Below are 12,492 nucleotides of genomic sequence, written 5' to 3'. Positions count from 1 at the left end.
ACCACTCCCACCAGCAATACCTTGAGCAGGGATTTGACCACCTCGATGATGGCGCGCCTGGAAAAGATGCGGCTCAGGCCGCTGACCGGGTTGAGCTTCGACAGTTTCGGCGCCATCGGTTCGGTGGTGAACAGCCAGCCGATCTGCAGATAGCTCGACAGGAATCCGACAACCAGGGTGGTCAGCAGAACCGGCGCCAGAAGCCGGGCCATCTGCCCGGCAATGCGGCCGAACAGCATCACGGTTGCCACCGGCGTGACTTCGAAATCGCCGGCAATGCTCCACAAGTGACCAAGAATGCCTTGCAGGGAACGCCAGAAACGCGGGGCGTAAAACATCCACAGCAGCAGCATGCCAGTCATCAGGGCGGCAGTATGGACTTCTCTGCTTTGCGCCACCTGGCCTTTTTTGCGGAAATCCGTGCGCCGCTTGGCTGTGGCCTGTTCCGTGCGTTCCTGATCCGAATCCGCCAAGAGTGTCTCTCCGCCGTTAAAGCAGGTTCAGCAAGGTGTGAAAACGCTCCGGCAGAGCGGCGAATTCCCGATTCAGCATCACCGCCAGCAGTTGCAGTGTCAGGCCGATGGAAATGAACGAGACGCCGATATTGACCGGAAAGGACAGCATGAAAACGTTGAGTTGCTGAAAAATGCGCGCCATCAGGCCGAGGGCCAGTCCCGACAGCAGCAGCACGACAAGCACCGGAGCGCTGAATCTGACCGCCAGAACAAACATCTCGCCGGTCAGGCGCGACAGGAACAGCGCGGCTTCGCCCCCCAGGTTCATCTCTCCGGCGGGGAGCAGTCGGTAGGAATCGGCGATCAGCCGCAGAAACAGGTGATGGATATCGAAAGCCAGGAAAATGAGAATCGCAAACACGTTCTGGAATTGCGAAATCAGGGATATCTGATTCTGGCTCGTCGGATCGAACACGTTGGCGGCGGCAAAGCCCATCTGATAACCGATGATGGCGCCGCCAAACTCCACCGCGATGAAGACCAGGCGGGCGATGTAGCCGATCATGAAACCGACCAGGGCTTCCCGGGCCAGCAGCAGGCCGAGGCCGACAGGGGCCAGAGGGGTGGCGGGGAGCAGCCGCGGCAGTACCGGAAACACCACCATGGCGATGGTCACGGCAAGTGCCACTCTTGTCCGCATCGGCACCTGGGCGCTTCCGAATACCGGCAGGGCGCTGAACAGGGCGGCGACCCGGGCCGCGCACACCAGAAAAGCCTGGAGGGTTTCGAGGGGAAGCAGTTCGATGCGCATCAGCCGCCCAGGGTCGGGATCTGGTTGAAAATATCCCGGGTAAAGGACACCAGCACACGGATCATCCAGGGGGAGCAGATCAGCAGGGTCACAAACACCGCGACGATTTTGGGGATGAAGGTCATGGTCTGCTCGTTGATCTGGGTTGCCGCCTGAAAAACGCTTACCAGCAGACCGACCAGCATGCCGGCCAGAAGCAGCGGCGCGGAGAGCATCAGGACCGTTTCAATGGCCTGGCGGCCGAGGGATATGGCGAATTCCGGGGACATGCAAGTTGATCCTTCCTGGCGTATCCTGGGCCGGTTTCCATCCGCGGCGTGCGGATGCAACCGGATCAAAGCATATGAAAGCTCTGCACCAGGGAACCGACGATAAGGGTCCAGCCATCGACCAGAACAAACAGCAACAGTTTGAAAGGCAGGGAGATGATGACCGGCGGAAGCATCATCATGCCCATGGACATCAGTACCGAAGCCACGATCATGTCGATGACCAGAAACGGGATATACACCATGAAGCCGATCTGGAAGGCGCGCTTGAGTTCGGACAGCATGAAGGCCGGTATCAGCGTCAGGGTGGGCACTTCCTGCTGGTTGGCCGGATCCGGATGGCCGGAAATCTCCATCAGCAGTTCAAGTTCCTTTTCCGAGGTCTGGGCGAACATGAAGCGGCGCATCGGCCCCACGGCCAGATTCAGGGCCTGTTTCTGGTCGATTTTCTGCGCCAGGTAGGGTTGCACGGCCTGCGCGTTGATCTGGTTGAAAACTGGCGCCATGATGAAAAAGGTCAGAAACAGCGCCAGCCCGATGATGATCTGATTGGGCGGCATCTGCTGGGTGCCCATCGCCTGCCGCAGAAAAGACAGCACGATGGCCAGGCGCACGAATGCGGTGGTCATCAGCAGAATGGCCGGCGCCACCGACAGTACCGTCATGATCAGCAGAATCTGCATCAGCGTCGACGGTGGTGGCTGACCGCCGGCCTGGCCGATGCCGATGCTGATGGCCGGCAAAGGGTCGGCGAGCGCGGCGCCGGCCAGCGACAGCAGCAACGCTGTCAGCAGGGCGACATGTTTCATGGCCGCTCCTTCAGACGCTTGCGCAGCATTTGAGAAAAGATTTGGTTTTCGGCGCCATCGACAGGCTCATCGCCATCCGGCAGGGGGGCGTCGTTTAGCAGGCAGATGCGCTCCGCCGTGACGCCAAGCAATAGCTCCCGGTCTCGCACCTGCACCAGATACAGGTATTTTTTTGGGCCCAGAGGGCGGGTTTCACGGATTCGGATCACGCCGGAGCGACCGCCGGTCGGCCAGCGCAGCCAGCGCTGGGCGGCGGCATACAGCAGCAGAATCAGTGCCATCACCACGGCCAGCCCGGCCCACATCCGCAACCCTCCGGCGGCGGGCAGCGCCGCCGTTTCTCCCGCTTGTGCAACAAACGGCAGCGTCAGAATCATCAGACAGGCGAAGCGCAGGCTCATCCGAGATTCTCCAGGCGCTCGGCGGGGCTCACCACGTCTGTCAGGCGCAGCCCGTAGCGGTCCTTGACCATGACCGCCTCGCCGCGGGCGATAAGCCGGGAATTGACATACAGGTCCAGCGGTTCGCCGGCCAGTTTGTCCAGCTCGATAATGCTGCCTTCCTGCAGTTGCAGCAGATCCTTGATGGGCATGCGGGTGGAGCCGATCTCGACGGAAACCTCCAAAGGGATGTCGAGCAGAAATCCTAGGTCGCGGATTTCCGTGGAAGTCGGCGGATTGTTGTTCTGGACTTTTTCTTCGGTAGGCATGGTGTCCTCGCTAGGTAATCTTGGTCGGAATAGGGGGGCGCTGGATGCGGCCGGTGATGCACACCGCCTTCATCCCCTGATGGGTGCCGGCCATGGCCTGGAATTTGGGCTGTCCGGCGGCGCGGATCTGCAAAGGGCTGGATGGTGCGCAGCCCAGATCGAGGATGTCCCCCACCTGAAAATTGAGGATGTCCCGTACCGTCAGATTGAGGCTTGCCAGCCGGGCGGTGAGTTCGACATCCATCAGCTGGATCTCCTGCTCCAGCATCGCCTGCCAGGGGCGGTCCTGGCTTTCGGGAAATACCGCCGTGCGGGCGCGCATCTTTTCCTTCAGCGGGTCGAGCATCGCCATGGGCAGCACCAGGATAATCTCGTCTTCGAGATTCTGTCCGCTGACGACGAAGCGCGCCGCCAGCACCGAAGCGTCGCCGGGAACGATATTGATCAGCCGTGTCGAGCTTTCGATTTTGACCAGCGTGCTTTCGAGCTTCTCCACCGGAGAAAAGGTTTTGTTCAGATCCAGACAGGCATCGGCGATGGTGTTGCGCAAAACGTTGGACTCGATGACGGTCAGGGGGCGGCCCGGCAGGCTCAGCTCCACGTCCGGCGCGCCGCCCAGCAGGTACTCCAGCAGGTAAAACGACAGCCGCTCCCGGAAGATGATCACGCCGCGCCAGCGCAGGGGATCGAGACGGATGACTCCCAGCGCGTCACGGCCGGCGAGCTGCTGCAGAAAGGCGTCGTATTCATAGACTTCCATGATGCCGCGGCGTACGCCGATACTGCGTTGCAGACGGTTGGTGAGGGAAATGCCGAGGTGCCGCGCCATGGTGTCGAGAATCAGATCGAAATTCTCAATCTTGCAATGCCGCGGCCCCTGCAAGGCGACCAGGTTCAGGCTGGACACTTCGCGCCGGGTCTGGGCGGGCGCATCCGGTTCTTCATCGCGCAGCGGGATTTCCCCGTCATGCACTGCCGACAGCAGTTCGGCGATTTCCTCTTTGGAAAGAATACGTTCCACGCATCGCCCCTTACTGAACGACGAATTCGGTGAAATAGATCTTCTGGACCTTGCCTTTGCGGAAAAAGCTGTTGATTCTGGACAAAAGCTCAGCTCGCAGTTGCAGCTTGCCTTGCAGATCCGACATTTCACTGAAGGTTTTGTTGCTCATCAACAGCAGAATCGCGTCGCGGATCTGGGGCATGCGCTCGCCGGCCTCCTTCATGGCCAGCTCGCTGTCCACCTCCAGGGTGATGGCCGCCTTGAGGTAGCGGGTGCCTTCGACATCGAGGATGTTTACGATGAACGGCTCGATCTCCACCATCAGGCCGCTCAGCACCTTGGTGCCTGCATTCGGTGCGGTCTCGGTACCAACCTCCGATGGCGGCTCCGCCGCCGGCGTGCTGGCCCTGCCCATCATATAGGCGGCCACACCGATAGCGGCCAGCAGCAGTAGGCCGAGGACGCCGATGAGGATGAGGTTCTTGCTGTTTTTTCCGGAAACCGGGCCGTCTTGCTGAAAATCCTTTTCCGCCATGATGCGTGTCCTTGCAGGTTAAAATGGAAGTTGATCCGCCGCGTCGATCAGGTAAGGGAGTTTATCCTGGTACTGGTTGAGGTTTTCCAGAACGAACTCCACCCGTCGATTGAGAGCTTTTTGCTCGTTGCCAAGGTTGGGAGCCACCGGCCGCCGGTCCCCGTAACCGACCGCCGACAGGCGGTCCAGTGGCAGAAGGTCTTCGGCGGCGAAAAATTTAAGGACCGTCACCGCACGCTGTACCGAGATGTCCCAGTTGGTGACGGCCGGATCGGAGGGCGGCTGGTCGTCGGTGTGTCCTTCGATGCGCAGCAGCAGCGGCAGCGGCTGGACCAGGCCGGCGATTTCCCGCAGGACCGGGCCGGCTTCCGGCCGCAGGGTAGTGCTGCCGGCTTCGAACAGGATGGCGTCCTTGACGCGCAGGATGACGGCTCCCCGGTCCTGCACCAGGTCGATATCCCGGTCGATGCGCAGGCGGGTCAGCATGGCCTGTACCCGGTTGTAAAGCCGGCTCACGTAATCGTCATCCATCGGCGCGTAGCTGATGACCTGCGGCTTGTTGATTTCGCTGACGCTGGAACTCTGCAGGAACCCGAAGGCGCCTTTCAGCGATCCCAGGGCGTCAAAGAATTTGCGCTTGTCCAGATTCGCCATGGACAGCAGCAGCACGAAGAAGGTCAGCAGCAGGGTCACCATATCGCTGTAGGTCACCATCCAGGCAGGAGCGCCCGCCGGCTGTTTTTTCTGTTTTTTTCGCGCCATGATTATTTCTTTTTGCCGAAGTGGGATTGACGGTCCCTGGGTGCCACGAAGGCGTGCAGGCGATGTTCCAGAACCCGCGGGTTCTCTCCCTCGAGAATGGAGCGCATGCCTTCGGCAATCAGGGTTTTGTCCAGGACCTCTTCCGCCGAGCGGTTCTTGAGCTTGCCGGACACCGGCAGGCAGATGATGTTGGCGATGACCGAGCCGTAGAAGGTGGTCAGTAGCGCCACCGCCATGGCCGGCCCGATGGTCGAGGGGTCGTTCATGGTCTGCAGCATCTGCACCAGGCCGATCAGGGTGCCGATCATGCCCATCGCCGGGGCGTAGGTGCCCATGGCCACCATGATCTCCGAGCCCCGGTCGTGGCGCTCCTCCAGATACTCGATCTCCCGGTCGAGCATCTCCTTGAGTTTTTCCGGTTCCTGGCCGTCGACGGCCATCTGCAGACCTTTGAGGAAAAACGGATCATCGACCTCCTTGGTCACCGATTGCAGGGAAAGGATCCCCTCCTTGCGGGCCTTGCCGGCGTAATTGATGATCTGGGCGATGCGATCCGTCGACGAGAAACGGTGGGTAAAAAAGGCTTTTTTGACAACCGAAACGGTGCCCATCATGTCCTTGAAGGTGTAGTGCACCAGGGTGGTGCCGATGGTGCCGCCGATAACGATCATGGCCGAAGGGGGATCGATGAACAGGGTGACGCCTCCGCCGGAGGCAATGGCCAGAATCATGAGGATGAAAGCCGCCGCGATACCGGCGATGGTTGAGAAGTCCATGGTGTCCCCCGGTGAAGTAAATATGAATCCGGGCGCTGCCTGCCGCTGGCCGGCCAGTTCGCCGAATGTGTCACGGGGGCTTTTCGCAAGGAGCGTGCCAGCTGCTGAAAGCCGTTTGTCCGGGTGGATTGGTGGAGCAAAAACGTTGATTTATTAAATATTTAAAGGTTCTTTATTCCAGTATGATGGGTTTTTTCGCGAAACCGGTGCAGAAGTCGGCCACGCAAGTGGTCTGCGCAAGCCGGTTTTGTCAGGATTTTGACGATGAGAACCGTCGCCCCCGGCGCATCCCCGGGCATCGATCCGGGCGGTCGCTTTGAAGCATAGGCGGGGTGTACGGGTCAGATTCATGACCCGAATGACGATGCCGACCGTCAGGGCGATAAAAACAGGAGCAGGTCCCGGGGTTGCCTTTACCCCGCGCCGATCATGGTGGGCACCCTGTTGCGATCACGATTTTTGCCGGACCGGGATCATGCCGCACCGGATTCAAGGATCGCGAAACGCCGAAACTTGACGCGCGTCAAATGTCTCGCGGTCGATTTCGGCTATGATGGGCTTAAAACGGCGGAACCATAACAGCCTGTGACGCCTCTTTCCGGAAACATTCAGACGAAAGGCAACGCCATGAAAATCGTTGATGTCAAAACGGCAGCTCTTGTCGAGAATCCGCACCGCGTAAAAGTCAGCAAACTGCATGATTCGGAACACGCCCAGGTCATGCACATTACCCTCGAACCGGGCGAGTCCCTGAAAAAACACATTACCCCCGTCGACGTGGTTTTTTATGTTCTGGAAGGGCGCGGGGTGGTGGAGATCGGGGATGAGAAGCAGGAGGTCGGGCGCGATACCCTGATCGACAGCCCGGCGAAGATACCCCATTGCTGGTACAACCAGGGCACCTCGGTTCTCAGGATTCTGGTCGCCAAAATACCCCGTCCGACGGAATCGACCCGGCTGCTGTAAGTATCATCGCCTTGTCCATACGGGAAATCCCGCCGCGCGAAAAGGCAAGTTTTGCGAAATACCAAAGTGGTGTAAAAAACCGAAGACCCGCCAGGTTATCCCGGCGGGTCTTCGCTGTTCTGTCGCATGTTAATGCCGGCTGGAGCGGCAGGTTTTTATTCAGCATGTCGCGGGTGTTCACCCGGAAATCGGGGTTGGACACAGCGCGGTTTTTTGATGGTGGAAGGGCCGTATCCGTAACAAAACTAATCGACTTCCATGTCGGTGCTCCAGACTTCCCAGACCCTGCCGACAAGATCCGGTCCGGGCTTGAGGGTCAGTTTGCCAGGTTTCCAGCCCGAAGGCGTCGCCTCGGCACCGTCCGTCGCCCTGACCAGCTGAAATGCCTGAATCTGCCGCAGGGTTTCGGCGACATTCCGGCCGACGGGCGGACTCAGGACTTCGTAGCCCTGAATGATGCCATCCGGGTCGATGATGAACCTGCCCCGGTTTTCCACGCCGGCATCCTCGTTGTAGGCGCCATACGCGGTTCCGACTTTGCCTCCGGCGTCCGAAAGCATATGAAAAGGAACGCCGCCGTCCACCATTTTCGACAACTCCTTGTCGTTCCACATCTTGTGGACAAAAACGCTGTCGATGCTCATGGTCAGCACTTCAACGCCAAGATCCTGAAATTTTTTGTAATTAGCGGCGACCGCCGCTATTTCCGTCGCTCAGACAAAGGTGAAGTCCCCCGGGTAAAGGCACAGTACGACCCATTTCCCGAGAAAATCGGACAGCTTTACAGAAGTGAAATCGCCCTTGTAATAGGCCGGGGCGCTGAAGTCAGGGGCCGCCTTGCCGAGCTGAATGGTCATGCGCATTACCTCCTTCGCCTGTTGTGTCACCTCGTTTTTTTCGGTGGATTCCGTCTGGCCGACCAGGCCGCCGGTCGGCCGGGCACATCCTGCCTTGGGCTTATCGGTCATAAGCTGCCTCCTCTGTTGGTGTTTGCCGATGTTTCTTGGCTGCTGCTAAAAGACTATCACCCATGGTGGAACTCGCAGCTATCTGTTGAAAATTTTCCGTATACATTCTGTTTCAACCCCGCTGCCGCCACACGTTCGGCAGCCTCCGGGAGACTTGATTCCAGCGATTTTGAAGCTGCCGTGGTTGATCTTCATCGGGTTGCGGACGGTGGTGACCAGGGGGTGGCGCCGGTCATGATCCTGCCACGGCCCTCCGATTGTAACTAATGGAAAAATATTAAGGAAATAGTGTTAATTGTTGACTTGAATTTGACACTCGTCCGGCCTGGGCTATCATTAAAACATTGCCCGCAGGGGGGGCGTATCGCGGATATCAGGATTATTGATTGCCAGCAAAAGGAGGAGCGATCTCTATGGCCGGTAAATTCGAATTGAAAAAGGCGAAGGATGGTCAGTTCATGTTTAATCTCAAGGCTGCCAATGGTCAGGTCATATTGACCAGTGAGCGCTACAAGGCAAAACCCAGTGCGGAAAACGGAATCGAATCGGTACGCAAAAACGCTCTTCGCGAAGGCGCTTTCGAAAGATTGGAAAATGCCCGAGGGGAACCCTATTTCATCCTGAAAGCGACTAACGGCCAGGAAATTGGCCGTAGTGAATACTACTCTTCCAAAACAAGCATGGAAAACGGCATCGAATCGGTCAAGAAGAATGCCCCTGAAGCCAGGATCGAGGATTTGACCGGGTAAAGCTTCTTCAGAGCGAGGTGAAGCCTGCCTCCTTCCTCTGGGCCGGAGGCGGGCTTTCCTGATGTCCAAAAAGGGCGCGATGTGGCTTTCTCTGGCTGTTATGCGCTTTGCCCGATGCGATATTGCCTGCAACATTGTGCATGTTTGGGCGCTTTTTCTTTTTTGGAGCAGCATGACCAGCCCGCCACAAAGCGCCAGTGTGCCGTCCGGAAGCTGTAGGGGCGACAGTATCTCCTGATAGAGAATCCATCCTGACACAGACCCCTCGGCTGTTTTCTTTTATCGGTATCAGAAATTAAGGTTTTTGTTTTCTCAAAGGAATTCAGAAATTCGCTGCGATATCGAGTTTCAGCGCATGGCTGGTGGCGCCGCCGCTACTCTGCAGATCGCAGTTATAACCGAGACCGACCTGCAGTCTTTCGGACAGCCGGGCCCCGAGCGACACGCCGAGCAGCAGGTTGTCCGAGGCGAGATCCCGGCCGGGCGTGTCGAAGCGCCCGCCGCCGCCCGCCAGGGTCGCCGACAGATCCTCGGTTTGGCGGTCGAACTCGTGCCGCCACTCGGCCCGCAGTTCCGGCAGCAGCCGCCACCGGGACAGATCGACGGGACGGCTGAGACGCATTCCCACCAGGCTCCGCAGCGAGTCGTTGTGCCGCGTGCCGACCTTTAGATCGGCGCTGTCGGCGCCCTTCTCCCGGAAACTCTCCTCACGCAGGTGGACGAAGCTCAGTCCCGCCGTCGGATCGAGGATCCAGTTCCCCAGATTCAGGCGATAACCGCCGCCGATCGCGGCGCCGTACAGCGTGCCGTCATGGTCGCTTTTGGCGGTCCGCGAGGCAAAGGGGATGCTCCGGTCGGCGTCCAGCTGAACCAGGCCGCCGCCCAAGACAGCGTTCAGATGCCAACCGCTTATGCCGGACTCCCGCCAGGCGGCGTAGATATAGCCCTGCTGGCTGTCGCTCTCGCCGTCGTCGCGGGAGTGCCGGGCTTCGTAGCGGTTTTCGGCCATGGCCACCGCCGCTCCCAGGGTCAGTCCCCCGGCGGTCCGTTCCACGCCCAGCATCAGGCCGTACAGGTCGGCCTGCAGGGCGTCGTAGGCGCCGTCCCGACGGTAGCCGGCGTCCCGCCCGAGCAGTTCCAGCCAGCCGGTCCATGTCCCGGGTTTCGCATCGGCATCGACTTGCCGCAGGTGCCGGCCGAGATCGGCCAGCCGCGCCTGGGCTTCGTCCAGCACCAGCACGCTGGCCGCGCCGTGAATGCGGGGGGTCAAACTCTCCAGGTTGGCATTCAATGCGTCCCGGCTCAGGGCCAGATCGAGGGAATCGAGCAGATCGGCGAAGTCACTCTCGGCGGCCGCTCTTTCACTGTCCAACACGGCCGCCAGATCCCGGTTGTGCGAGTTCGCCAGACTGGCGTAGCTGTTGCGCGTCACCTCCAGGCTCAGGCTGTCCGCCGCGCTTTGCAGGTCGAAGCTCAGGATGGCCGCGCCGGCCAGAGTGTTGAAGCCGCCGATGACAGAGCCGGCCTCCAGAAAGGTGTAGCTGCCGCCGGTGGCGTAGCTGTCCGGCAGAAGCAGCAGAGTGCCGGCCAGGGCGGCGGTACCGGTGACGGTCAGCCGGTCGGCGACACCGTCGCCGATCTCGATTTCCAGCGTGCCGTCCGCGGCCTGGGTGAAATCCCCGTCGATGGTCAGATGGCCGACGGAGGCGCCCGGCGCCACTCTCCCCCGGCTGTTCACGTCGCCGGTCAAGGAGCCGTTGCCGCCGAGGATGCCGCCGCCGAGAACCGTGGTTTGTCCGGCCAGTGCGCCATCGACTCCCAGTCGCCCGAACATCACCTGTATCGAATCGAAGGCGGAGTCGCCGCTCAAAGACCAGTCCTCGCCCATCATCATCAGATTTTCAGCTCCGATGAAGCGTGTCTCCTCGCTGCCGGTGCCGAGCAACCCCACTATGTCCGATGTCCCCGATAAAAAAACGGAGCCGATAAGATTCGAACCCGTGTCCAGGATCAGCTCGGTATTTCCTGACGCGTAGACAGAGGCGATCGCGCCGCTGATGGTGCCGGAGTTGAGAATCACCGCTTCCTCCAGGGACCGGACGCCAATGCTCATACCGGCCTCCAGATCCGGATCGTCGTAAGAAGCCTTCGCCTCGATGACACCGCTGTTACTCAATAGGGCGGGACCGCCGCTGAGCAGCACCCCGATGGCATAATGGGCGGCGTAGGCGTTAATGGTGCCGCTGTTGATAATGCTCACGGACTTGCGGCTGTCGCCCCAGACGCCATATGCAATGTTTCGTTGACTGTCCCAGACGCGGGCCGTAATTTCACCGCTGTTGTGAATTTCCAAGGGATTGCCGCCATTGGCCGCCCAGATGCCGAAGGCCATTGCCTGATCCGACTCGGCGGTGGCGAGCGCCGTCATGCTCCCGCTGTTGTCCAGCAGACCACCCTGCAGGCAGACGGCGTAGGCGATTGCCTGTTGGTTATCACTTGAGGCAACTCCCTCGATGCCTCCCTCATTGATCACCTGCCCCGCGGGGCCGCCCCAAAGATAGATGCCGCGAGCTGTTGCCAATTCATCCACACCGCGCGATTCGGCGGCAATCGTGCCGCGATTGAGGACACTACCGGCGGCGCTGCCCCAGAGATCGATTCCGTGGGCATTGATGGTCCCCCCGGCGATCCAGGGAACGGCTATGAGGTTTTGATTGTTTTCCACGGCAAGGTTCGCACCTTCCCAAGGGGTGGTGATAAGATAGGTCCCTTCCAGATTGACAGCCGCCGATGTGTAGCGGATATTCATGTATCCGCCGTTGCCCCACTCGCTGCCCCAGCTGTTTCGCAAGATCCAGCTCCCCATTCCGCCATCGGCTGACTCGTCGTTCCAGCCCACCAGAGCAATGGCATGGTTAGTAGCCGTGTAATAAGGAACGGTATCCCTGACGGTTGAATTGGTATTCTCGAAAATGTCGCCGGAATAGGCAGCAAAAGCATTGTCGACCAGCACGGCGGCATCGATCGCACCGATCCGATAAAGGATGCGTTTGGTGGTCTCGATATCATTGGGCGGAATGCGATACCAATCGAGAAAGCTGTTCCGTGCAGCGTCCCAGTGCACATCAGGACCGGGATCAGCGGTGACATAGGGAAAAACCGATTCCAACGGAACGCCGTACTCGGTCAAGGCCGTCAGTTCTTCGTAATCGTAGTTTGCTCCGCCACAACCGTCAAAACCGTCATACAGCGGACTCAAACTCCAAACGATGAAGGCTTCCGACAGATCGATGGCCTGATCGTCATACCGCCCATGGGTCCGGTTCCAGGTACTTTCCGCCGCTGCCAATGCCCCGAAGCTGTAACAGCTGCCGCAAGCACCCTGGTCGCGCACCGGTCCGATATAGCTGTGACCGTCGATGTTTCTCAGGTCGAAGGAGGACGGAAGGTCGAGTCCCCAGGCGACTCCGATGAAAAGAAAGAAGCCGAACAGGCAGGTGAGCAGGCTAAATCTCATCATGGCTCCGGAATTACTGATACGATAACGTTATTACTTAGTGCGATAGGAAACCCCCCGGCTCTGCCGGGGGACTTGTAAAGTTTGACAGTACCGGGAGTAAATGAAAGCCTCCCCTCTGTGAACCGCTCAAAGTTCTCAGGAAAGGAGGCTTTCGATGGGC

At 59.4% G+C, this 12,492-nt stretch carries 14 protein-coding genes; 2 read left to right on the top strand and 12 right to left on the bottom strand.

Annotated elements, in window-relative coordinates; genetic code table 11:
• The 10 genes from AB7E65_RS08825 to AB7E65_RS08780 all read right to left on the bottom strand — a co-directional run.
• A partial coding sequence (locus tag AB7E65_RS08825) for an EscU/YscU/HrcU family type III secretion system export apparatus switch protein (protein ID WP_428745689.1) occupies positions 1-473 on the bottom strand: 473 nt, incomplete at its 3' end.
• A gap of 16 nt (positions 474-489) precedes the next feature.
• Entirely contained in the window at positions 490-1,266 is a 777-nt protein-coding gene (gene fliR / locus AB7E65_RS08820; RefSeq protein ID WP_428745688.1) for a flagellar biosynthetic protein FliR, read from the bottom strand.
• Positions 1,266-1,535 (bottom strand): flagellar biosynthesis protein FliQ, encoded by a 270-nt coding sequence (fliQ, locus tag AB7E65_RS08815; protein ID WP_072285582.1) that lies wholly within the window; start codon positions 1,533-1,535, stop codon positions 1,266-1,268. Before fliQ ends, fliR begins: the two co-directional genes overlap by 1 nt.
• Positions 1,536-1,600: 65 nt before the next feature.
• Positions 1,601-2,344, bottom strand: a complete 744-nt coding sequence (fliP, locus tag AB7E65_RS08810) for a flagellar type III secretion system pore protein FliP (protein WP_072285581.1) — start codon at positions 2,342-2,344, stop codon at positions 1,601-1,603.
• On the bottom strand, positions 2,341-2,745 hold the full coding sequence (gene fliO, locus AB7E65_RS08805) for a flagellar biosynthetic protein FliO (RefSeq protein WP_428745687.1): 405 nt from the start codon (positions 2,743-2,745) through the stop codon (positions 2,341-2,343). The genes fliP and fliO overlap by 4 nt, the downstream gene beginning before the upstream one ends.
• Positions 2,742-3,053, bottom strand: coding sequence for a flagellar motor switch protein FliN (gene fliN / locus AB7E65_RS08800; protein ID WP_072285579.1), 312 nt, complete (start codon positions 3,051-3,053; stop codon positions 2,742-2,744). The genes fliO and fliN overlap by 4 nt, the downstream gene beginning before the upstream one ends.
• Positions 3,054-3,063: 10 nt before the next feature.
• Positions 3,064-4,074, bottom strand: coding sequence for a flagellar motor switch protein FliM (locus tag AB7E65_RS08795; protein WP_428745686.1), 1,011 nt, complete (start codon positions 4,072-4,074; stop codon positions 3,064-3,066).
• A 10-nt stretch (positions 4,075-4,084) separates the two neighbouring features.
• On the bottom strand, positions 4,085-4,591 hold the full coding sequence (locus AB7E65_RS08790; RefSeq protein ID WP_072285577.1) for a flagellar basal body-associated FliL family protein: 507 nt from the start codon (positions 4,589-4,591) through the stop codon (positions 4,085-4,087).
• Positions 4,592-4,609: 18 nt separating this feature from the next.
• Complete coding sequence (locus AB7E65_RS08785) at positions 4,610-5,353, bottom strand: OmpA/MotB family protein (protein WP_072285576.1); 744 nt, start codon at positions 5,351-5,353, stop codon at positions 4,610-4,612.
• A gap of 2 nt (positions 5,354-5,355) precedes the next feature.
• Entirely contained in the window at positions 5,356-6,129 is a 774-nt protein-coding gene (locus AB7E65_RS08780; RefSeq protein ID WP_072285575.1) for a motility protein A, read from the bottom strand.
• 627 nt (positions 6,130-6,756) lie between these two features.
• Here AB7E65_RS08780 and AB7E65_RS08775 point away from each other — a divergent pair.
• Positions 6,757-7,095, top strand: a complete 339-nt coding sequence (locus AB7E65_RS08775; protein WP_072285574.1) for a cupin domain-containing protein — start codon at positions 6,757-6,759, stop codon at positions 7,093-7,095.
• Positions 7,096-7,340: 245 nt separating this feature from the next.
• Here AB7E65_RS08775 and prxU read toward each other — a convergent pair whose 3' ends face one another.
• The gene (gene prxU / locus AB7E65_RS08770) at positions 7,341-8,063 is read right to left on the bottom strand and encodes a thioredoxin-dependent peroxiredoxin (RefSeq protein WP_428745685.1); all 723 of its coding nucleotides are present in this window, start codon (positions 8,061-8,063) and stop codon (positions 7,341-7,343) included.
• A 413-nt stretch (positions 8,064-8,476) separates the two neighbouring features.
• Between prxU and AB7E65_RS08765 the strand changes: the two genes are divergently transcribed.
• Complete coding sequence (locus tag AB7E65_RS08765; RefSeq protein WP_072285571.1) at positions 8,477-8,812, top strand: YegP family protein; 336 nt, start codon at positions 8,477-8,479, stop codon at positions 8,810-8,812.
• A gap of 322 nt (positions 8,813-9,134) precedes the next feature.
• On the opposite strand, the gene AB7E65_RS08760 is transcribed toward AB7E65_RS08765, so the two are convergent.
• The gene (locus AB7E65_RS08760; RefSeq protein ID WP_320361840.1) at positions 9,135-12,332 is read right to left on the bottom strand and encodes an autotransporter domain-containing protein; all 3,198 of its coding nucleotides are present in this window, start codon (positions 12,330-12,332) and stop codon (positions 9,135-9,137) included.
• Positions 12,333-12,492: the final 160 nt, after the last annotated feature.

It is taken from the genome of Syntrophotalea sp. (assembly GCF_050253115.1).
Lineage (GTDB): Bacteria > Desulfobacterota > Desulfuromonadia > Desulfuromonadales > Syntrophotaleaceae > Syntrophotalea > Syntrophotalea acetylenica.
Note: the sequence above shows the minus strand (reverse complement) of the source record. Positions and strands in the feature narration are given on the sequence as shown.